This is a genomic window from Fodinibius sp. GM108, assembly GCF_058386985.1.
In genome coordinates this window covers 127,436-149,585 of the sequence record NZ_JBYEIR010000004.1, presented here as the reverse complement: position 1 = coordinate 149,585, position 22,150 = coordinate 127,436, and the positions used below count along the sequence as shown (strand labels likewise).

Genomic DNA, 22,150 nt, shown 5'->3' with positions numbered 1-22,150 from the left:
TTTTAGACTGGTTCAGTGGAATGATATGGTTTACTTAATTGCTAATTAAATTGATAGCAATTTCCAAACACTATCAAAAAGTGCATCTTTAAATATGCTAAACAGGGATAAAACCCTGCTTGATCGCTATATCCCTATAACCGACTGGCTTCGGTATTATAACTCTTCCTATCTAAAAAAAGATATTCGCGCCGGACTAACAGTCGGTATTTTACTGATTCCGCAAAGTATGGCTTATGCTATGCTGGCCGGTCTACCTCCTGTTTACGGGTTATATGCTTCAATCGTTCCTTTGGCCATATATGCCGTTTTTGGCACTTCCCGTCAACTTGCAATTGGTCCCGTTGCTATTATCTCTATCTTGATTGCTACCGGAGTTGGAAACCTGGCCGAACCGGGCAGCAATGAATTTATAGGATACATACTGGCCACTGCTTTCCTTGTTGGCACTACTCAATTTTTGATGGGAGTTTTTCGACTGGGTTTTGTGATGAACTTTATTTCTCAACCCGTACTCAGTGGATTTACATCCGCTGCAGCCTTCATTATCGGTGTAAGTCAGCTTGGAAATCTACTTGGTGTCGAATTAGAACGCAGCAAATATGTTTATACCGTCATCTCTGATCTTATTAATAACTTCGGAAGCATCCACCTGCCAACCCTCTTTATTGGTGCAGGCTGCATTATCTTTATTTTAGTTTTAAAACGGGTTAATCCCCGCATCCCTTCGCAACTAATTTCTGTAATTCTTGCTATTATCATTGTTTGGTATTTCGAACTTGATCAGTCCGGAGTTAATATTGTAGGCAGTGTTCAAGAGGGATATCCCGCACCGCAATTTCCTGCTGTAGCTGAAATCCCCTTTTGGGAGATCATACCTACTGTATTAGCTATTGCTTTTCTAAGCTTTACACAATCCATCGCCTTGGCAAAAGCAATGGTGCGGCGAAATCTGGATTACAAAGTCGATTCCAATCAAGAGCTTTTTAGCATCGGGCTTTCTAATATGGTAGGATCTATATTCAATGCCTATCCTGTGGCCGGCAGTTTTTCCAGAACTGCTGTTAATGACGAAAACCAGGCAAAAACAAGTGTTTCACTTCTGGTAAGCGCAGCGCTTGTGGCATTGACGGTATTATTTTTAACACCTCTTATTTGTTATCTCCCACAAACGGTGTTAGCCGCAATCATTATTACTGCCGTACCTGGACTCGTAGATTTTGGAGAAGCAAAATTCCTTTGGAAGGTTCGCACCCGAGAGTTCATACTTCTGACGGTTACTTTTGTAGCTACGTTGGCATTAGGTATCCTCGAAGGTATTGGAGTCGGAGTATTGATATCTCTTGGCATAGTTATTCACAGGAGCAGCTATCCCAATATAGTAATGTTGGGACGTCTGCCCGATACTAATCAATATCGCGATTTAGAACGTCATCCCGAGGGACTCACCCAAACCAATACCATTATCGTGCGCATCGATGCCTCACTCTATTTTGCAAACATCCCTTATATGAAAGAAAAACTAGAAGAACTGGAAACAGAGAGCGGCAAGAATCTTGATCAGGTAATTATCGACGCTATCGGAATAAATGAAGTTGATGCCACGGCCCTTCACGCTCTCAAAGAATTGGTTGATGATTATCAGAGCAGGAATATCGAGGTAATTTTTGCTGGTGTTAAAGGACCGGTTCGTGATGCTTTCAAAAGATCCGGACTAGATGATGTTATTGGTCCTGAGCATTTTTACCTCAATCTTATCAAAGCTGTAGAAAGCCTGGAGCACGAAACCGAAGAAGAATCTCATTTGGTATGATCCTTTATCAAATTTACTAGCCGTTAAACATTTTCTGATAAAAGCGTTATTTTTGGAGACTATCAATCAATGAAGGTGGACAGACTAAACCGGAGCTTGCAACGTTAACAGTTCCATCTCTCCACCTAAATTTAAACTACTTAAGTGTAATAAAAACATACACTTACACTATATGAAATCTCTTTATCCTGATTACGATGTAATTGTGGTAGGTGCCGGACATGCTGGAAGTGAAGCCGCTGGTGCTGCCGCAGAGATGGGCGCTAAAACTCTGCTCATTACAATGGACCTGGATTCCATTGCTAAAATGTCTTGCAATCCCGCCATAGGTGGCGTAGCTAAAGGCCAGCTTGTCCGAGAAATTGATGCCCTTGGCGGGCTTATGGGCACTGTTGCTGATAAATCCGGCGTGCAATTCCGAGTCCTGAATACAAGTAAAGGTCCTGCTATGTGGAGTCCCCGCTGTCAAAGCGACCGCGCCCTTTACAGTAAGACTATGCGAAAAGAATTAGAGAAGAAAGAAAATCTCTATTTCCGTCAGGATAATGTCGTAGATGTACTCACCACTGAGGATGGTAAACGCGCCACAGGAGTACGCACAAAAACAGGCCAAGAGTTTAAAGCTAAATCGGTCATCCTTACGACCGGCACCTTTGGAAATGGTCTCATCCATATCGGAGAGACAAACTTTGGCGGAGGACGATCGGGAGAACGCGCATCCATAGGAATTTCTGCCGCCCTTGAAGATCTCGGCTTCGAAGTCGGTCGGCTTAAAACAGGCACGCCTCCTCGCATCGACGGACGCTCTATTAACTACGAAAAGCTTCAAGTTCAGTACGGCGATGAAGAGCCGCACGCTTTTTCGTTTATGACTGACTTTTTACCGACGCGAGAAGAGCAGTTGACCTGCTGGATTGGCTTTACCAATGAGAACGTACACGATATGCTCCGCTCCGGATTTGATCGCAGCCCGATGTTTAATGGCACGATCGAATCTACCGGTCCGCGGTATTGCCCCAGCATTGAAGATAAAATCAACCGCTTTTCAGATAAAGATAGTCATCAGCTTTTCCTTGAGCCCGAGGGATGGAATACATACGAAATGTATCTGAATGGCTTCTCCACTTCACTGCCTGAAGATGTACAATACAAAGCGCTTCGCACTATTCCCGGCTTTGAGGATGCGGTTATGCTTCGTCCCGGCTATGCAATTGAATACGATTATTTCCCTCCATATCAGATTCGCCGAAGCATGGAGACAAAAACAACAGAAGGACTCTTTTTCGCCGGACAAATCAATGGCACCACAGGTTACGAAGAAGCAGCATGCCAGGGACTTATGGCTGGAATTAATGCTGCGCGCAGAGTCCAGGGGAAAGATGAATTTATCCTTAAGCGCTCCGAAGCATACATTGGTGTACTTATTGATGACCTGATTACAAAAGGTACCGAAGAGCCTTACCGCATGTTTACCTCACGGGCCGAGCACCGCATTCTTCTGCGTCAGGATAATGCTGACCTGCGATTAACTGAGCTCGGACATAAAATTGGCCTGGCCTCTGACGAGCGCTTTGAGAAGTTCAAGAAAAAGAAAGAGGCTATTGATAAAATCCATGATCTCGTCGCTGACTACACGGTATATCCAGAAAAGATGGATCCGATGCTTGAAGAACGCGGAACCTCTACTCTTTCCCAACCGGTGAAAGCCAAAAGCCTGATTCCACGTCCGGAACTTTCTATCTTCAACATTCTGGAAGCTGATCCCGAACTCAAAGAAAAGGCGCTTGAAATAACAACCGACGAACTCGTATTCGAGCAGGTCGAGATTCAAATAAAGTATTCTGGCTATATCGAAAAAGAGTTCGAGATGGTTGAAGAGATGAAAAAGCAGGAAGACACGCTCATTCCCGAAGAGCTTGATTACGGAAAAATCAATAGCCTCTCTGCTGAAGGGAAAGAAAAGATGGATCGCATCAGACCCGAAACGTTAGGACAAGCGAGCAGAATCAGCGGAGTAAGCCCGAGTGATATTTCTGTTCTGATGGTCTATCTCGACAATTAATTACACCGCAATTCAAACCTCTTATAATTGTTTCACGTGGAACATCAACGGATCAAAATGGAAAAGGTTTCACGTGGAACAATAGGTTTTGTCGACGAATTAGTCTCTAATCATCGAAAAGAGCTAGAAGATTATCTTGACCAACTACTTTGGTGGAATCAACGTATCAATCTCGTAAGCCGAAGTGTTTCACGTGAAACAGTATGGGAGCATATTCGACATTCACTACTATTATCACATTTTGATGTTTTCAAACAGAATGAAATAGTTGTGGATGCCGGAACCGGAGGCGGACTTCCGGGAATTCCGCTTGCCATCACTCACTCTCAGAAACACTTTGTTCTGAATGATTTAGTGAGCAAGAAATGCCTGGCTATGAAGCAAATGGCTAAAAAATTAGGGCTCGAAAACATCGGCATTGTGGATGGATCAATCGAAAACTTCAGTTACGATGAGTCATTTTTGCTGATATCTAAACATGCATTTAAAATAGATGAGCTCTTTAAAATGACATCCGGCCTTCCATGGCAGCAAATGGTTTTTTATAAAGGAGCAGATTTTGAAGATGAACTCAAAGACCTTCCTCAATCAATGACCATTGAGAGCTATGACCTTTCCGGTTTATCTGGTTTTTATCGTGATAAAGCAATCGTAATAGCTTCCCGCAGTTAGTAACATAACTCTCCGCTTTTTTCCGCTCCTATCCATTTCTTCGCAGCGCTCGATTCCGTGCTCTCTTCGCGGCGGGCGTTCTTCACCACGCAGGTCACTCACCATTGTCGTCCGGCACTGATCGTATACCGAACAGTAACAAAGGACAACATCAATTTATCGTTTGAAATTTATTGCTCTAGCTTACTAAACAGTTTCTGGCCAACCACCAGTATCGACACTCATAGAAAAAAGCTCCTGTGATGGATTTTCTGTGAGAAAGTGCAGGATGAACTTATCCTCCAACAAAGGCAAATAAGTTTGGGACAAAAAATCCGGTTAGAACACTAGAAAATTTCAATTATCTTATTGTTCAAGAGTCTTTTTAGTAACCCAATATAACAAAACAATGAATAGCTCAGAGCGCAGAATGAAGCTTATCCTTATGCTTCAGCAATCGAATAGTCGTATTACAGTGGATAAAATTGCCGAAAAATTTAACGTGAGTCGTCGTACGGTTTTCCGGGACTTTAACTCACTATCAGAAATGAATGTGCCGGTAACCTATGACAAGTACAACGGCTATGGAATTATGCGCGGGTACAAGATTCCACCTCTGATGTTTACCTCCAAAGAGTTGGCTACCATTATGGTGGGACTGAATTTTGTCAAATCACAAGTGGATAATAAATTGGTGGAAGATGCCAAAGGCGTTGAGCTAAAAATCAAGGAAGTAGTACCAGAGGATCTCCGTGAATTTATGGAATCGCTGGAAGAGCGGACAGTCGTAGACCCCTACCTGAATTATGGAGCCGAAAAAATGGAGGGCGGTGATTGGTATGTCATTAGCAACGCAATCTCTGAAAACCAGTCGATAAAATTTGATTATCGATCAAAATCGGATGACAAAATCACAAGCCGAAAAATTGATCCCTATATTATCGTTTTCTATCGAGATCACTGGAATGTTATCGGCCACTCACATAAAAGAAATGACATCCGCAATTTTTTGCTTGATCGCATGTCAGATATTCAAATTTTGGACGAAAATTTTACTCCGTACGGCAAAATCGACGCAGAAGCTCTTATTTTCCGTTCTGACGAGAGTTCGGAGAAAATAATAGTAGATGTATCTTCATCCGCTTTAAAGCGATTTCAGGCCAATCTGCCGGCTAAAATAATTAATAAAAAAGAAAATAATCCTAATTTATTTAGGATAAAATTTTTGTTTGATAATTTGGATTTCATCAACGAATGGCTGCTTCAATTTCCAAAGGATGTTAAAATAATTGGTCCCGATCGTTTAATAGAAAAAAGGAAGCAATTGTTGGAAGAAATGATGAACAACTATGTGAATAAATAAACATGCTTTGTTATTATGATTCAGAAAAAATCCATAGCTATTGTGGGTGCCGGAAATGTTGGAGTGGCCGCCGCTTATGCTCTTTTCAACCAGCGCATTGCCAGTGAAATAATCTTGGTCGATCTCAACAAAGAAAAATCTGAGGGTGAGGCCATGGACCTAATGCATGGTCAACTTTTAGTGGGAAATGTAAAAGTACGTGCCGGAACGTATGAAGATTTAAAGGATACCCAGGTTGTTGTTATTACAGCCGGAGTTGGACAGAAATCACCGGATGAGTCTCGGCTTGAACTGCTAAACAGAAATGCCTCTGTCTTCAATAACATAATTTCTGAACTTGATAAGTATGCTCCCGATGCTATTCTCATTATAGCTACAAATCCTGTTGATATCCTTACCTTTATTTCTCAACAACTAAGTAATAGAGAGCCTCACCGAATTATCGGTACGGGGACATTGCTTGATACTGCTAGATTTCGTTCACTTCTCGGCAGTTATTATGATGTGGATCCGCAATCGGTACACGCTTACATCCTGGGAGAACACGGTGACTCCGAAGTACCGATCTGGAGCCAGGCAAATATTGGTGGAAAACCGCTCATACATAACACTATTATGGGGAAGAGGTATGACCAAGAGGCCTTTGAACAATTATTCCTAAAAGCTAAAAATGCAGCCTATGAAATAATCGAACGTAAAGGATTTACCAGTTCCGCCATCGGGGTTGTCATTGCACGTATTGTAAGAGGCATTCTACAAGATGAAAAAAGCGTGATTCCCGTAAGTGTCTATTGGAATGGAGAATATGGTATACGAGATGTTTGCATGAGCCTGCAGAGTGTAATTGGATTAGAAGGCGTGAAAAATCATATTACTCCTGATCTGAATGATGATGAAATTGCCGGACTGGAGCAATCAGCACATGTACTGAAAGAGAATCTCTCCGGAATTGAGTTACACTAAACAAATTCTCTTATCGCTTATTTATCAACATACTGCTTAGATCAAGGTGGAGAAATGATGAAAATAATTTTTCATATTTAAGCTGTTACAAAGTTGTATCCATTTTTAATCATATAGTAACTCTTCTTATGGATCAAGATGAGCTCAGAAGGATGGCGAATGACTCAAACTTCATTGAGGGAATTTATAACTACTGTGATCGCTGGTGCGAACGATGCCCTTATACTTCTAAGTGCTTTTTATTTGCCACAGAAGAAAAACAGTTTCCGGATTCGGAATCCCGCGATATGAAGAATGAAGAGTTTTGGAATCAGATGAAAAATCTGTTCCAAACTACATTTCAACTTCTGGAAGATGCAGCTAATGAATTAGATATAGAATGGGATACACTAGATATCAAGGATCTGGATACTGAAAAAGAGGAAGAGAAAAGAAAGAAGACAGAACAGCATCCAGCAGCACAAAAAGCACGATTATATGCCCAAAAAGCATCTAGTTGGTTCAATGATTCCGAAAGTTTGTTTAATGATAAAAGTGAGGAGTTAGAAAAGTTGGCATCACTTGATCTTCCTGAAGAGAAAGTTTCAGATACGGCTGACTCACTCAAAGATTTTACAGAGATTATCCAATGGTATCAGTATCAAATTTCTGCAAAAATAATGCGGGCATTGCAAGGCAAAGCAGATGATATCAGTCAAAATATCCATTCCATTCAAACCGATTACAACGGCTCAGCCAAAGTAGCTTTATCAGGAATCAATCGATCAATCGCGGCCTGGGGCGGATTGTTGAAAGAGTTTCCAGAAAAAGAAGATGACCTCTTGTCTATGTTAGTACTCCTGGAGCAGATAAGAAATGATGTAGAAAAAACGTTTCCCAATGCACATAAGTTTAAGCGGCCGGGTTTTGATGATTAGTATTGTGAGAGGTCTTGCAATACCGGGGGTCACCCTGTCCGCCGGCTGGCGGATGAGGATCTATTGCTAGAATTGTATTAAAAGCTTCTAAAGAACAATTGCCTACAAATGCTGATCCCGAAAGCTTTCGGGACAGCACGATATAGGTGGTATTACAAGTCCTCTTATAAATAAAAAACCCTGACTAAAGCTGTTAACTCTGTCAGGGTTTAAATTTAGTGCCGTAGCTTTCCTAAACTTTGAAAGTTTAGGAAAGCTCAACGATGTTACACCGTTTGATCCTCTTCTTCGTTAACGACCCGTGTAACAGCGGCAATCTGTCCTTCCGTATCAAGACGCATAATACGCACGCCCTGAGTGTTGCGGCCCATCGTTCGGATATCACCACAATTCATTCGGATTACCTTGCCGCCTTCGGTAATAACCATCAGGTCATCAATATCCGAGACCTCTTTAAGGGCAATCAGATCTCCGGTCTTCTTGGTGACTTTCAGGGTGATAACACCTTTACCGCCACGGCTTTGCTCGCGATAGTCTTCAACTTTTGAGCGTTTACCGTAGCCGTTCTCAGAGATGGCCAGAACAGTAGCCTCATGCGTATTTTTGAGGACTACCATATCTACAAGCTCGTTATCATCGCCCAGATCCATGCCTTTTACACCTGATGTGTTTCGGCCCATGTCACGAACCTCTTCTTCATGGAATCGAATAGCGCGGCCTTTTCGATTGGCCAGTATCACATTACTTTCGCCATTTGTGAGTGCGGCTTCAAGCAATGAATCATCATCGGCAATATTAATCGCGATAATACCGTCGCGACGTGGACGACTATAAGCTTCAAGGGTCGTTTTCTTGACCTTGCCGTTTTTGGTCGCCATCATGATATAATTGTCATTGATATACTCCTCATCATCCAGTGTCTTCACCGGTACGAATGTTTTAATGGAATCATCCTTATCAATATCAATCAAATTGACAATCGCACGTCCACGTGCCGTCCGGGAAGTCTCGGGAATTTCATATACCTTCAACCAGTAGCACTGTCCCTTTTCGGTGAAGAAAAGGATGTAATTATGGTTGGTAGCCACAAACAGATGCTCTACGTATTCATCATCTTTCGTGGTTGTTCCCTTCATTCCTTTACCGCCACGTTTTTGTCGACGATAGCCACTGACAGGCATCCGTTTGATAAATCCCTTGTTGGATATGGTAACAACCACATCCTCATCGGCAATCATATCTTCAACATTGAAATCCTCGGCCGAATGCACAATCTGTGTACGCCGCGGATCGCCGTAGCGATCTTTTATATCCAGAAGCTCTTCTTTGATAATATCCTTCTGGCGATCGCGATTCCAGAGTATCTCTCTGAAATCCGCAATTTTCTCCGCGATATCGTTGTACTCAAGCTCAATTTTATCTCTCTCAAGGCCTGTTAACTTTTGCAGACGCATATCCAGAATCGCTTTAGCCTGGATATCAGTCAATGCAAATTTCTTACGGAGTGCTTCATTTGCTTCACTGGGACTATCAGAAGCGCGAATCGTTTTAATAACTTCATCCAGATCGTCAAGGGCAATTTTTAATCCCTCGAGAATGTGTGCACGTGATTCGGCCTGATCTAGATCATAGAGCGTACGGCGAATGATGATCTCAATACGATGCTCCACATAGTGATAAATCAGCTCTTTGAGCGACATCACTTTCGGACGTCCATTCACCAGGGCAAGACTGATAACACCGAATGTAGTCTGCATCTGTGTATACTTGTACAGCTGATTCAGAACAATACCGGTATTCGCGTTCTGTTTGCAAATCACCACAATACGCATTCCATCGCGATCCGACTCATCGCGAATCTCAGTAATATCTTCGATCTTCTCGTTCTGTACCAGCCGCGCGATCTTCTCGATCAGCGTAGTTTTATTAACCTGGTACGGTATCTCAGTAATAACAATCTGCTCGCGGTTGCGACGCAGCTCTTCAGTTGTGCATCGTGCACGGAGCGTAATTTTTCCACGTCCTGTTTCGTAAGCTTCTTTTACTCCGTCATAGCCATAAATAATTCCGCCTGTCGGAAAATCCGGAGCCGGTATATGCTCCATCAGCTCTTCAGTTTCAATATCCGGATTCTCGAGATAGGCAATAATTCCGTCTATCGTTTCATCCAGGTTATGAGGGGCCATGTTTGTGGCCATCCCCACAGCAATTCCCGAGGCTCCATTAAGAATCAGATTCGGTAGCATACCGGGAAGCACTGTCGGCTCCTGAAGCGTATCGTCAAAGTTGTCCTGGAAGTCAACCGTCTCTTTGTTAATATCGGTCAACATCTCCTCGGCAATGCGTTCCATGCGGACTTCAGTATAACGCATGGCCGCTGCAGAGTCGCCGTCAATCGATCCGAAGTTACCCTGACCGTCTACAAGCGGATAGCGCAACGAAAAATCCTGCACCATTCGCACGATTGAATCATAAACGGCAGAGTCGCCGTGCGGGTGATACTTCCCCAGTACCTCACCCACAATACGGGCACTCTTTTTATAATTTCTGTTATGTAACATACCCAGCTCACTCATGCCGTATAAAATACGTCGGTGAACCGGCTTTAAACCATCCCGCACATCGGGGAGGGCACGAGACACAATCACCGACATCGAATAGTCGATATAGGCCGACTGCATCTCATCTTCTATCGCAATAGGTACAATTTTATCTCTAGCCATGGATATTTAGCAGTGTTAAAAGTTAGTAGCTATAAAATTATTTTGGTGGCATTAAGAGTTAAAATGCGGATATGTTAAAGGCGTTAATACTTTAACACTCGAACACTTTAGCACATATTAAATATCTAGTGTAGCATACTTGGCATTGCGTTCGATAAACTCGCGCCGGGGCTGCACATCAGATCCCATCAACCTTGAGAAAAGCTTATCCGCTGCAGCAGCATTATCTACCGTTACTTTTTGCAGCGTTCGGGTTTCCGGATCCATCGTGGTCTCCCAGAGCTGCTCGGGATTCATCTCACCGAGTCCCTTATAACGAGATACATCAAATTTATAGCGGGATTTTCTGTGCTTTTTCACAAGCTTTTCGCGCGTTTCTTCATCCCACGCATATTCAATATTGCCTTGACTGTCGGTAATTCTGTACAGCGGCGGAGTAGCAATATACACATGACCATTTTCGATCAGAGGCTTCATGTATCGATAAAAGAAAGTGAGCAGCAATGTCCGAATATGTGATCCATCCACATCGGCATCAGTCATGATAATGATCTTGTGATACCGCAGTTCTTCGAGGTCAAAGTCCTCTTCGGAATGTCCTACCCCGGCGCCCAGAGCTGTAATCATCGCCTGGATCTCATTGTTTTCCAGGATACGATTTATTTTAGCCTTTTCGGTATTCAGAATCTTACCGCGCAGGGGAAGTATGGCCTGAAAACTTCGATTACGTCCCATTTTTGCGGATCCTCCCGCAGAGTCACCCTCTACCAGATAAATCTCACTTTGTTTAGGATCTTTGATGGAACAATCGGCCAGTTTACCAGGCAGTCCACCACCACTCATTGCACTCTTACGCTGGATGAGCTTGCGCGCTTTTTTAGCAGCCTCACGTGCTTCGGCAGCCAGTATTACTTTTTCTAATATCTTTTTAGCGACTTTGGGATTCCGTTCAAGATACTCGTTCAATTGTTCATAGACGATAACCTCAACGGCACTCTGTACTTCAGAGTTACCCAGTTTTGTTTTGGTTTGTCCCTCAAACTGAGGCTCCGGTACCTTTACACTCAGTACAGCCGTCATTCCTTCGCGGAAGTCACTGCCCGAAATATTAATATCACTTTTTATAAGGTTATTGTCCTTAGCATACTTTTTTAGCGAGCGCGTCAGTGCACGACGGAACCCAGAAATATGCGTACCGCCCTCACGCGTGTTAATATTATTAACGTAGGAATGGACATTCTGTGAATAGCTACCGTTATACTGTATAGCCAATTCCACAGGTATCATATCAATCTCACCCTCAATCAGAATGGGTTCGGGCATCATTGGCTCACGATCTTCATCCAAATACTGGACAAAGTCTTTCACCCCTCCTTCATAATGAAACGATTCTTCCAGTTCTTCATCTTCTTCACGTTCATCACGGAGATTAATCGTAATTTGCGGATTCAAAAATGCCAGCTCCCGCATGCGCTCAGCAATTATGTCATATTTGAACTCCGTTGTTTGCTTAAATATCTCGGGATCGGGCGTAAAAGTAATCTTCGTACCTGTCTTATCAGTCTTGCCCTTAACTTTGAGCGGCTGAACGGTTTTACCATGCTCAAATTCCATCACGTAAATTTCACCGTCACGGTGAATCTCAGCATAAAAATGTGATGAAAGACCATTCACACAACTCACACCAACGCCGTGTAATCCACCGGATACCTTGTATGTGTTTTTATCAAACTTTCCGCCGGCATGCAATTTTGTTAATACAACCTCAACGGCAGGCAATTTAATTTTGGGATGTTCATCGACAGGAATACCACGTCCGTTATCTATAATAGTAATAGAGCCATCTTCATTAATAATAACATCAAGCTGGTCGCAATGGCCCTCCATAGCTTCATCGATGGAGTTGTCCACCACCTCATTTATAAGGTGATGAAGCCCGCGCTGCCCGGTGTCTCCGATATACATCGCCGGACGTTTACGAACAGCTTCCAGCCCTTCTAATACCTGTATATTTTCTGCCTTGTAATCCGATCCTTTCGCTTTCGCCATAAATTTAGATATGAATGGGGTTGAAAATAGTGATGAAGACGCCTGAAAATAGGGCATAAATCGGCAAAATCAAAGAAAGCGATGATATTAGTTGCCGAATGCAGAGATATGCTCGTAAAACTAATTTATATAACAGAACCACTAGCGCCTGTGTTGATTATTGTTCCCCCAGAACCATGCTTAATATGTAAAAAAATTTTCTCTAAAAGAAACATTGATCTTTTTTAGGAATAAGCCTATTTTTCCCGTCTATCTGAGAAAAGCAAAAAATTAATGAGATTGTTCTACAATGGCACGCAAAGATGACATTACAGGCAAGGGGGCTCAAAACGGATATCGTTCCTCTAATGCCAATAATAAGACGAAGCATAAGTTTCAGCAAAACCTTCAAAAGAAAAAGTTCTACATCCCTGAAGAAGATCGATGGGTTACATTAAAGGTTTCAGCAAAGACGCTTCGTACAATTAACAAGAAGGGAATTCACGCTGTATTGAAAGAGGCCCGCGAAAAAGGAACTCTCATAAAAGACGTATAAATTAGTTATCGGTTAACTGTTATTGGTTATTTGACAGAATCATCCCAATAACAAATAACTAATAACCCAGAAACAACTATTATGGCGAAAGGAAACAGAATACAAGTAATTTTGGAATGCACCGAAGCACCGGGGACTTCTCGATATCATACCACCAAAAATCGGCGAAATTCACCCGACCGGTTAGAACTGAAGAAATACAATCCGGTACTTCGCAAGCATACCGTTCACAAAGAAGTTAAATAGTAATACTTTAGAATTATGGCTAAGAAGCAAACATTCGGAACCGAAGCACTGGAAGAAAAAGCCTCTGACCGGCGCATGGCAAAGGTGATTGTGGCTCAAAAAACGGCCAATGACAAATACGCCTACAAAGAAGCCATCATCGACGAAGATAACGTGCGGGATTTTATCAAAGAAAATAAAGAAGACTAGCACCTTATCTTTGCTTGCCGGAAAAAGGTTGCATTCGCTTCGGCGGATGGAACCTTTTTTTATGAGGATATTTCCAGCCGATCTTTATTAACTACTAACTATATAATTTTCTGTTTATGCCGATCAAAGACCAGATCATGGCCGACCTCAAACAGGCCATGAAAAATAAAGACCAAGACCGACTGCGTGTGTTGCGCTCTTTGAAATCAAAACTACTGGAGCGTGAAATAAGCGAACGCAAACAAGGTGAGGCATCTCTTTCTGACGAGCAAACGATCGAAGTGCTGATGAAAGCGGCCAAACAGCGAAAAGAATCTATCGAACAGTTTGAAAAAGGCGATAGAAGCGACCTGGCAGAGTCCGAAAAAGATGAGCTGGAGATCATCGAGTCGTATCTTCCCGAAATGCTTTCAGAAGATGAGGTGCGTGACATTGCCCGTGACAAAATAGATGAACTCGGTGCAGAAGATATGTCTGATATGGGACAAGTTATGGGTGCATTGATGCAGGAACTTAAAGGCAAAGCCGAAGGATCAGTAGTCAGTAAGGTTGTTAAAGAGGAACTTTCTTGATCCCTAACATTCTATGAATATTCTGGACTTCCTGATAGTGCTGCCGATTGCATATTTCTGCTATCGCGGCTTTGTAAATGGATTAATCAAGGAAGTCTTAAGTGTTGTTGGAATTATCCTTGCCGTCTTTTTGACCTTCCAATATATGGAACCGGTTGGTGAGTTCATCAGCCCCTTCTTTGAGCCGAAATCTTCTGTTGTCCCATTTGTATCGGCGCTGATCATCTTTATCAGCACACTGGTTGTTGTACATCTGGTGGCATATGTAAGCCGGAAATTCCTGGAAACCATCAAATTGAATTTTATTAACAGGCTTTCCGGGGCTGCTTTCGGGTTTATAAAAAGTGGTATTGTAATTAGTGCAATCCTGTTGATTCTTGCTGGATTTAACATCCCATCAGAAGAAACCCGGCAAGATTCTGCGACTTATCCTTATATAGTTTATGTCGCCCCCTGGGCGTATGATGCTGTAGCCTCTATTTATCCCGGAGCCGAAGATTTCACGGCTACCATCAAAAAAACTCTCGAAAACTATAATCCAATAGAAAACTTTCCGTTTTCAGAAAAAAACAGTAATCCCTAGATATATTATGGCGTTTTCACCTGTAGAAGAGCAACTTGAAGTTATTAAACGAGGCACTGTTGAAATTGTGCCCGAAGAGGAGCTCATTGAAAAGCTCAAGAAATCGAAAGAAGAAGATAAGCCGCTAAAAGTGAAGCTGGGATGTGATCCTACGCGTCCCGATCTACACCTCGGCCATTCAGTTATTCTGCGCAAGCTGCGTCAGTTTCAGGATTTAGGCCATGAAGCCATTCTCATTATTGGGGATTTTACCGCTCTTATCGGCGACCCGACCGGCCAAAACGAAACGCGACCCGCTTTATCGCGCGAAGAGATCGAGGAAAATGCAAAAACATATCTTGACCAGGCCACAAAAATTCTGGATGAAGCCAAAACAACCATTGTCTATAATTCCGAGTGGCTGGGCAATATGAATTTTGAGGATGTTATTAAGCTCACATCAAAGCTGACGGTTGCTCGTATGATCGAACGGGATGACTTCTCGAAGCGCTACGAAAATAATGAGCCTATCTCACTCCATGAATTTTTATATCCCCTGGCACAGGGACAGGATTCCGTGCATCTGCAATCGGACGTAGAACTAGGCGGTACCGATCAGAAATTTAATCTGCTTGTTGGACGTGAGCTTCAGAAAGATGCTGGTCAGGATCCTCAAATTGCTCTCATGATGCCGCTACTGGTCGGTACCGATGGCACAAAGAAGATGTCAAAATCCTACGATAACTACATCGGTATTACAGAAGATGCCAATGATATGTACGGCAAAGTTCTTTCTATTCCTGATGATTTGATCTACTCTTGGTTTGAGCTACTTTCTGATATCGATGTGGATGACCTGCCCAAATACAAGAAAAAAGCCGAAGAAGACCCCCGGAATACCAAGCATGAACTTGCTCTGGTAATCACACGCATGTATCACGGAGAAGAGAAGGCTAAAGCCGCACGCAAACATTTCGAAAAAACGATAGTTGGCAACGAAGTTCCCGATGATGCTCTCACCCTGGAGTATGATGCCGGTACCGAAGTTCGTTTGCTGGATATTGTTTCCGATGCGGGATTTACCTCCAGCAATGGTCAAACAAAGCGCCTGATCAAGCAAGGTGGCATCTCTATTGATGATGAAAAAATTTCGGACAAAGGATACAGCGTGATGTTTAAGGAGGATACTGAGTTTACACTTAAGGTTGGCAAGCGAAATTATGCCATTGTTAAAAGCAAGTAGAGTATAATTCGTAATACGTGAAAAACAGGTGAACTTATCACGCGTTACGTATCACTTATTCCTCACATATTCTTTTCATAAAGCATGTCGGGTTATATCAGTTAAAAGTCTGCATAGTCTGTAAAACACAGCTATAATGGATTGCTTTATACAAATTGTATATTTGATATGAACAATCCTGTGAATATAATTATCTCCTGATATGGGAACCCATTACGAAGGCAGTGAAAAAGAGCAGAAAGTTCTAAATGCTTTCATCAAGCTGATGCGGGCCACAGACTCACTTAACAACAGGCTTAACAAGCACCATGCAGAAGCTGATTTGACCGTTACCCAATTTGGTGTACTTGAAGCACTTCATCATCTGGGCCCATTGAATCAAAAAGCGCTGGGCAAAAAGCTGCTCAAAAGCGGGGGGAATATTACTTTAGTCATTGATAATCTGGAAAAAAGCGGCTGGGTAGAACGACAGCAAGACCCCAGCGATCGCCGCTCAATGCTCATTCACCTGACCGATGAAGGCGAAAAGTTTATCTCATCCTACTTCCCAGAACACCTGGAACGTATTAAAGAAGAATTTAATGTACTATCTGATGATGAACTGGAACAGCTTTCATCCATATGCAAAAAATTAGGTTTACAGGGAACACAATAATTAACTGACCAGACAGTTAATATATTAGAATCACTCCCTAAATGTGACTCCATATATCCCTTGGGAATGAGTTTGAACGCTCATTCCCTCCTTTCTTGACCTGATAACCCAAAGTTTTAGGGTCTGTTGCAGAAAATCCCTCTAATCGTAACGTATCGCCTCTGCAGGTTCAACTTGCGATGCTCTTCGCGCAGGATACCAGCTGGCCAACAGACATAAAACCAAACTACCAGCTAAGACAATACTCACATCCAGGTAGTTAATACTAACCGGATAGGCATCAATAATAAAAGCCGAAGAGAGTTTTATAAGTCCGTATTGTTTTTGCAGCCAGCTCAATAGTAGCCCCATTCCCCCGCCAATAAGGCAGCCGATCAGCCCGATATATAATCCTTGCCGCACAAAAATATTTTTGATATCCGATGGAGTAAACCCCATGGTAAGCAATACGCCAATATCACGATTCTTTTGAATGACGATCATAGTTAGGGATCCGATGATATTCAATACTGCTACCAATACTATAATCATTAAGATGACGTACGAACTCCATTTCTCAAGATACATAATATCATACAGCGGACGCTGTAGATCATACCAGGTAGAAAATGTATAATCTGGCCCCAGTCTTGACTGCAGCATCTCTTTCACAGATTCCGATTCATCGGTATCCGTTAAACGCAGATCGATTCCTGAAACAGCACCTCTCATCTCGAACAGGCGCTGGGCGGCCATCTTATCGATAAAGACAGCCGGACCTTCGGTGATTTCAAGTCGCGAGTAAGCCCCTCTAATTTGAAAACGGTAAGAACGAGGCAGAGAAAATTGGGTTAAGGATTTACGCATTCCCGCAGCACTTAACAAAGCGACTTCATCTCCAACCTTGAGGTCTAATTCCGCCATCAGCTTTTCATTTACCATCATACCGGGTCTTTTATCTTTTACCTCTAGATCAACATTACCCGAAGTTACATTCTGGCTTAAATCATTTACCGTAAAATATTCCGCGGGATCAATACCCCTGACCTCTACAACTTTTTGTTGACCATTGCGATGGGCCAATAACGCTTTCTCTTCTACGTACGAAGCAGTGGCTGTAATTTCGGGGATCCCCGACAGTTTTTCTTTCATATCACCCGTATATAAAAAGGAGCTTGAGGCTGCCGATTCTATCCGAATATCGGGATCGTTCTGAAGCAGAAACCCCTGAATCACATCAAAAAAACCATTGAACACCGATAGCACCACTATAAGCAATGCCGTACCAATGGTAACACCAATAATACTAATGATGGTGAGCGTCGAAATAAGAGATATATGCTTTCTCGAAAAAAGGTAGCGCCGTGCTATAAAGCCATTTGTTTTCATAAATCAAAAGATAGGAAATTAATATAGGTTATCCATGATCACTGATGGTTTATTGGATACTTGCACCTACGGATTCTTTGCAGATTTCATAGCCCAGCCTACATATTTTTTTACATTGCTAATTAATGTTTGATTCTTTTTTTGGCTTTATTATTAATAAATTCAATTAAATGGGGTTAAAATGCCTAGGTATCAACTCTTTTCACCAAAGCTGATGGCGCTGGTGCTGTTTATTTTCATATTCTTTTCTTCCCACTCTGTTTCTGCTCAGGAACATCCTCAGCGAATAGCATTAATCAATGCGACATTAATAGATGGTGTTGACAGACAAAAAATTGAAAATGCCAACCTGATAATTGAAGACGGAAAAATCACAGAAGTGCAACCGAATGCAACGAGATCCCCTGAGGCCGACTCTGTCATCAATATTGCAGGTCGGTATGTCCTGCCGGGTTATATCGACGCACATACCCATATTTCCAGTATGGAAACTGCTAAAAGAGCTCTTAAGTCCGGAGTTACAACCCTGCGGACAGCTGGCTCTGACTCGTATCGCGACGTGGCCATTAACAACCTAGTTAAAGAAGGCAAGTTACCGGGACCAGAAGTAGTGGCGGCAGGAACTTTTGTTCAACCGGAGCTGGGTGAAGATTTACTTGCTGACAATCGTTTTTCGGCACTTTATGATGGGGTAACATCAGAAGAAAGTCTGCGCAAGCTCGTGCAAGTTAATATTGACCGCGGATCACAAGTCATAAAAACAAGGGCAACAGAACGGGCGGGCGTTCCTGAAACAGATCCACGCAAGCAGGTATACGCCGAAGAGCAGCTGCGCATTATCGTTGACGAAGCAACAAAAGCAGATATTCCGGTTATGGCTCATTCCCATGGGGCAGAAGGCTCTTTGGCTGCAGTTAGAGCTGGAGTAAAAAGCATTGAGCACGGCACCTATTTGAGTGAACAAGCAATAAAACTGATGAAAAAACAAGGCACTTATCTTGTGCCGACTTATACAACTGTTAAAGATTTGACCGAGCCTAGTGGTGATTATGATCATCCCGTTACAACCATTCGCGGCCTACATATGCTGCCCCGCATGGAAAAAACCATAAAAATGGCCCTGAACCATGACATCAATATTGTTGCAAGCACCGACTCCGGATATGGGCCTGAAAGCATTAATCGGGTCTCTATGGAAGCGGCCAATTTTGTAGATGTGGGAATGTCTAATATGGATGCTATTCGCTCATGTACCTCACTAGCAGCAAAACTTTTAGAAGTAGACGATCATACCGGCCGGATTGCTGAAGGATACGATGCTGACCTTGTAGTTATCGAAAGAAATCCATTAGAAGATATCCAGTCTTTGCAGGATGTAATTGTGATAATTTCCAACGGAAATATTGTCCGCAATCGTCTTCCTTTTGGGATAACAGATTAGCTCCTGATACTTTATAACCAATCATTAATACAAAACTTCGGGAATTCTTATGAAGTTATACCGTACCATTGCAATCATCGCATTAGCACTAATATTTACATCCGATATTGCCCGGGGACAAACTTCTCCTTCTGAATTCTTGGGATACGAACTCGGAAGCAAATTCACCCTTACGCAACAGCTGGAAGAATATTACAAGCACTTGGGCAGTGAATCCCAGAGAGTAGAGTATAGTACATATGGGCAGAGTGTTTTAGGAAGAGATTTTCCGCTTCTGTTCGTAAGCAGTGAACAAAATCTAGCCAACAAAGAAGATATCAAACAGCAAGTAAAAAAACTGACTAAACGTACCGATCCTCTGCCCGATGCTGAAGTAGAACAACTTTCTTCAGAGACGCCGTCCATACTTTATATCTATGTATTGGACGCTGCCAATGAGTTTCCCGGTATTGAGGCTTCTATGCAGATTGCCTACGATCTTGCTACCAAAGAAGATGCAGAAACCCAAAAGATGCGAGACGAGCTGTTAGTAATTATGTCTCCCATGCCGAATCCCGACGCTCATGCTAAAACAGTAGAATGGCTTGAAATCTATAACGTGCCGGGTTCGTCCGTTGATCCAAATTCGAAACAAAACCGGACTCCATGGGGCCTGCAAAGTGACGGCAATGTTTGGGGTATCGATATCAACCGTGATTTTACATGGTTCGTAACTCCTGAAACACGAGCTATGGCCGAACTTTCTGTCGATTGGCAACCACAAACCATGCTCGATCTCCATTGTTGTCCTTCTGTTTTCTTTATGACTCCAACAGGACCGCCAGATCATCCGATGTGGCCCGAGAGTAATCGAAAGTGGGCGAATCGATCCCTTGATATTGCTCAGAAAGAATTCGGTGAAAAGGGATTTAGCATGTCCAGTGGTATGCACTATGCAGGTATTACGTATTTAGGTCACGGAATTACCTGGGGACTTCTGGGTCCTTCTATCAGCGGACAGATGTTTGAAAGTATCGGTGGAGTACCTGATGTACGCCGTGCGGATGGATCATTAGCAACCATAAAAGGAGGGATAGAAAGACATATCATCGGCACTCGTGCCGTAATGAAGAACCTCAGCGAAAATAAACAGGAGCTTCTAAAAGATGCGTATAACTTATCGGTAAACAGTGCGGAAGAAGCCAGGGAAGCAAATGTACAAGGGGCCGTTATTCCCGCTGAAGAAACAAATGTGGATCAAACGAAATTAAAACGCCTGCTTGATCGGCTGGATTTACAGGGAATTGAAATTAAGAAAGCGAGCGAACCATTTACTGTGGAAGGCCGTCCATTTCTGGATCTTAATTCAAAATCAGAACGGGAGTTCCCGACCGATACTTACTATATAGATTTTGTTCAGCCCTACAGCAGACTTGCCCGCTCTATATTGGATCCGACACAGCAAACGCCTGTTCCGCAGGTAGATCCCCGTAATCAGAGAGAATCACCCTTTTATGATTCCCAGGTCCAAAATCTACCTCTGCTTTTTGGCGTCAACGCGTATACTATCGATCAGGATATTCCTACAATACAACATGAGGATTATGAATCCATTGATGTGAAGAGCACCATAGTAGAATCTGAAACAGCGAACCCGTACGGGTATATCTTACCCGCTGGTAAAGAGTCCAGCTATAAAGTGGCCGTCAATCTTATGCAGGATGATTATAAAGTACGCGTTTTCAAAGGACCTTTTGTAAACGACGGTACAAAATATGACAAAGGGTCTTTTGCTGTCATCTCAAAAAGAAACAGATCTGGACTAAACGATAAGATCAATGATTTAGCTGAAAAATTCGGAGCTCAATTAGTTGAAGTTGACAGCCCTGTTAATAATGCCGGAGTTGATTTCGGAAATGTAGAACTTGTTGAGCATATCCCTAATCCATTGGTGGCAGTACTTGCCGACGACCCCGCCGATTTTGGGGACATATACGCGGGTATTCGCACTACCCTTGAAGTTGATTTCAACTTCACCTTCAGCTCGGTTAGAAAAGGCATTCTTGAAAATGGCGATCTGTCGAAATATACAGCTATCGTGTTACCCGACGGAGACCGGTATGAAGAGTCACTGGATCTGAATAATATTAGAGACTATGTCCAGAATGGCGGTACCGTGATAGCTGCAAAAAATGCAGGCTTAGCCCTTTCAAAAGATTCTTTGCTAGGAACAAATATCACCTTTAATGAACGTGCGGATCAAACCTTCGGCACCATACTAAAAGCAGAATGGATCACCTATGATTCTCCTCCTCCCGGAGAATGGATGGCCTGGGAACCTGATATTAACGTAGATCGTCCACTGCTATCGGTGGGCTTTGACAAAGAATTTGCGGCCCGGGGATCAAACGTCCTGCTTTATGATGTTAGGGAAGATTCCGATGCAGAAATTTTGGCCCATTATTCGGAGGAAACCCAAGGCATCCTTTTGGACGGCTTTATGGTCGAAGACGATAAGGAAAAGATTGCCGGGAAACCCTATGTAGTAGATCATCCTGTAGGACAAGGTCGTGTTATATATCTGGCCGAGCCAATCAATTATCGCGGTTATTGGTACGGTACAAATCTGATATTTTTAAACAGCCTGCTCTTTGGTCCAGCGCTTTAATGACTCTGAAACCATATCCTAAGATTACCTCACTATGACTTTGAAAAACAGAATTCACACTGTTGTTGTTATATTTTGTTTAAGCATATTTATAATACCTCAAACGGTTTTATCCCAAGATGATAACTTCAGCAATTACGAATTTCGCTAT

At 42.7% G+C, this 22,150-nt stretch carries 18 protein-coding genes; 15 read left to right on the top strand and 3 right to left on the bottom strand.

Going from position 1 to position 22,150, the window contains the following annotated elements; translation table 11 throughout:
* Positions 1-94: 94 nt before the first annotated feature.
* The 6 genes from ACT3ID_RS08595 to ACT3ID_RS08570 all read left to right on the top strand — a co-directional run bounded on the left by ACT3ID_RS08595 (position 95) and on the right by ACT3ID_RS08570 (position 7,769).
* On the top strand, positions 95-1,813 hold the full coding sequence (locus tag ACT3ID_RS08595; RefSeq protein WP_491541607.1) for a SulP family inorganic anion transporter: 1,719 nt from the start codon (positions 95-97) through the stop codon (positions 1,811-1,813).
* 172 nt (positions 1,814-1,985) lie between these two features.
* The gene (gene mnmG, locus ACT3ID_RS08590) at positions 1,986-3,875 is read left to right on the top strand and encodes a tRNA uridine-5-carboxymethylaminomethyl(34) synthesis enzyme MnmG (RefSeq protein WP_491541606.1); all 1,890 of its coding nucleotides are present in this window, start codon (positions 1,986-1,988) and stop codon (positions 3,873-3,875) included.
* A 57-nt stretch (positions 3,876-3,932) separates the two neighbouring features.
* The gene (gene rsmG, locus ACT3ID_RS08585) at positions 3,933-4,547 is read left to right on the top strand and encodes a 16S rRNA (guanine(527)-N(7))-methyltransferase RsmG (protein ID WP_491541605.1); all 615 of its coding nucleotides are present in this window, start codon (positions 3,933-3,935) and stop codon (positions 4,545-4,547) included.
* 388 nt (positions 4,548-4,935) lie between these two features.
* Entirely contained in the window at positions 4,936-5,889 is a 954-nt protein-coding gene (locus ACT3ID_RS08580; RefSeq protein WP_491541604.1) for a helix-turn-helix transcriptional regulator, read from the top strand.
* A 15-nt stretch (positions 5,890-5,904) separates the two neighbouring features.
* Entirely contained in the window at positions 5,905-6,852 is a 948-nt protein-coding gene (locus ACT3ID_RS08575) for an L-lactate dehydrogenase (protein WP_491541603.1), read from the top strand.
* 128 nt (positions 6,853-6,980) lie between these two features.
* Positions 6,981-7,769 (top strand): hypothetical protein, encoded by a 789-nt coding sequence (locus tag ACT3ID_RS08570; protein WP_491541602.1) that lies wholly within the window; start codon positions 6,981-6,983, stop codon positions 7,767-7,769.
* Positions 7,770-8,035: 266 nt separating this feature from the next.
* On the opposite strand, the gene gyrA is transcribed toward ACT3ID_RS08570, so the two are convergent.
* Complete coding sequence (gyrA, locus tag ACT3ID_RS08565; RefSeq protein WP_491541601.1) at positions 8,036-10,492, bottom strand: DNA gyrase subunit A; 2,457 nt, start codon at positions 10,490-10,492, stop codon at positions 8,036-8,038.
* A gap of 117 nt (positions 10,493-10,609) precedes the next feature.
* Positions 10,610-12,541 (bottom strand): DNA topoisomerase (ATP-hydrolyzing) subunit B, encoded by a 1,932-nt coding sequence (gyrB, locus tag ACT3ID_RS08560; RefSeq protein ID WP_491541600.1) that lies wholly within the window; start codon positions 12,539-12,541, stop codon positions 10,610-10,612.
* Positions 12,542-12,830: 289 nt separating this feature from the next.
* Between gyrB and rpmB the strand changes: the two genes are divergently transcribed.
* The 7 genes from rpmB to ACT3ID_RS08525 all read left to right on the top strand — a co-directional run bounded on the left by rpmB (position 12,831) and on the right by ACT3ID_RS08525 (position 16,543).
* On the top strand, positions 12,831-13,076 hold the full coding sequence (gene rpmB, locus ACT3ID_RS08555) for a 50S ribosomal protein L28 (RefSeq protein WP_491541599.1): 246 nt from the start codon (positions 12,831-12,833) through the stop codon (positions 13,074-13,076).
* Positions 13,077-13,157: 81 nt separating this feature from the next.
* On the top strand, positions 13,158-13,322 hold the full coding sequence (gene rpmG / locus ACT3ID_RS08550) for a 50S ribosomal protein L33 (protein WP_491541598.1): 165 nt from the start codon (positions 13,158-13,160) through the stop codon (positions 13,320-13,322).
* Positions 13,323-13,337: 15 nt separating this feature from the next.
* Positions 13,338-13,511, top strand: a complete 174-nt coding sequence (locus ACT3ID_RS08545; protein ID WP_491541597.1) for a DUF4295 family protein — start codon at positions 13,338-13,340, stop codon at positions 13,509-13,511.
* 116 nt (positions 13,512-13,627) lie between these two features.
* Positions 13,628-14,083, top strand: coding sequence for a GatB/YqeY domain-containing protein (locus ACT3ID_RS08540; RefSeq protein ID WP_491541596.1), 456 nt, complete (start codon positions 13,628-13,630; stop codon positions 14,081-14,083).
* 13 nt (positions 14,084-14,096) lie between these two features.
* Positions 14,097-14,666 carry a CvpA family protein gene (locus ACT3ID_RS08535; protein ID WP_491541595.1) on the top strand — a complete coding sequence of 190 codons (570 nt, stop codon included), beginning with the start codon at positions 14,097-14,099 and terminating at the stop codon, positions 14,664-14,666.
* Positions 14,667-14,673: 7 nt separating this feature from the next.
* The gene (gene tyrS / locus ACT3ID_RS08530; RefSeq protein WP_491541594.1) at positions 14,674-15,888 is read left to right on the top strand and encodes a tyrosine--tRNA ligase; all 1,215 of its coding nucleotides are present in this window, start codon (positions 14,674-14,676) and stop codon (positions 15,886-15,888) included.
* A 202-nt stretch (positions 15,889-16,090) separates the two neighbouring features.
* Positions 16,091-16,543 carry a MarR family winged helix-turn-helix transcriptional regulator gene (locus tag ACT3ID_RS08525; protein ID WP_491541593.1) on the top strand — a complete coding sequence of 151 codons (453 nt, stop codon included), beginning with the start codon at positions 16,091-16,093 and terminating at the stop codon, positions 16,541-16,543.
* A 141-nt stretch (positions 16,544-16,684) separates the two neighbouring features.
* On the opposite strand, the gene ACT3ID_RS08520 is transcribed toward ACT3ID_RS08525, so the two are convergent.
* Positions 16,685-17,911 carry an FtsX-like permease family protein gene (locus ACT3ID_RS08520; protein ID WP_491541592.1) on the bottom strand — a complete coding sequence of 409 codons (1,227 nt, stop codon included), beginning with the start codon at positions 17,909-17,911 and terminating at the stop codon, positions 16,685-16,687.
* 181 nt (positions 17,912-18,092) lie between these two features.
* Between ACT3ID_RS08520 and ACT3ID_RS08515 the strand changes: the two genes are divergently transcribed.
* Entirely contained in the window at positions 18,093-19,352 is a 1,260-nt protein-coding gene (locus ACT3ID_RS08515) for an amidohydrolase family protein (protein WP_491541591.1), read from the top strand.
* 49 nt (positions 19,353-19,401) lie between these two features.
* Positions 19,402-21,999, top strand: coding sequence for a M14 family metallopeptidase (locus ACT3ID_RS08510; RefSeq protein ID WP_491541590.1), 2,598 nt, complete (start codon positions 19,402-19,404; stop codon positions 21,997-21,999).
* The last annotated feature ends 151 nt before the right edge of the window (positions 22,000-22,150 follow it).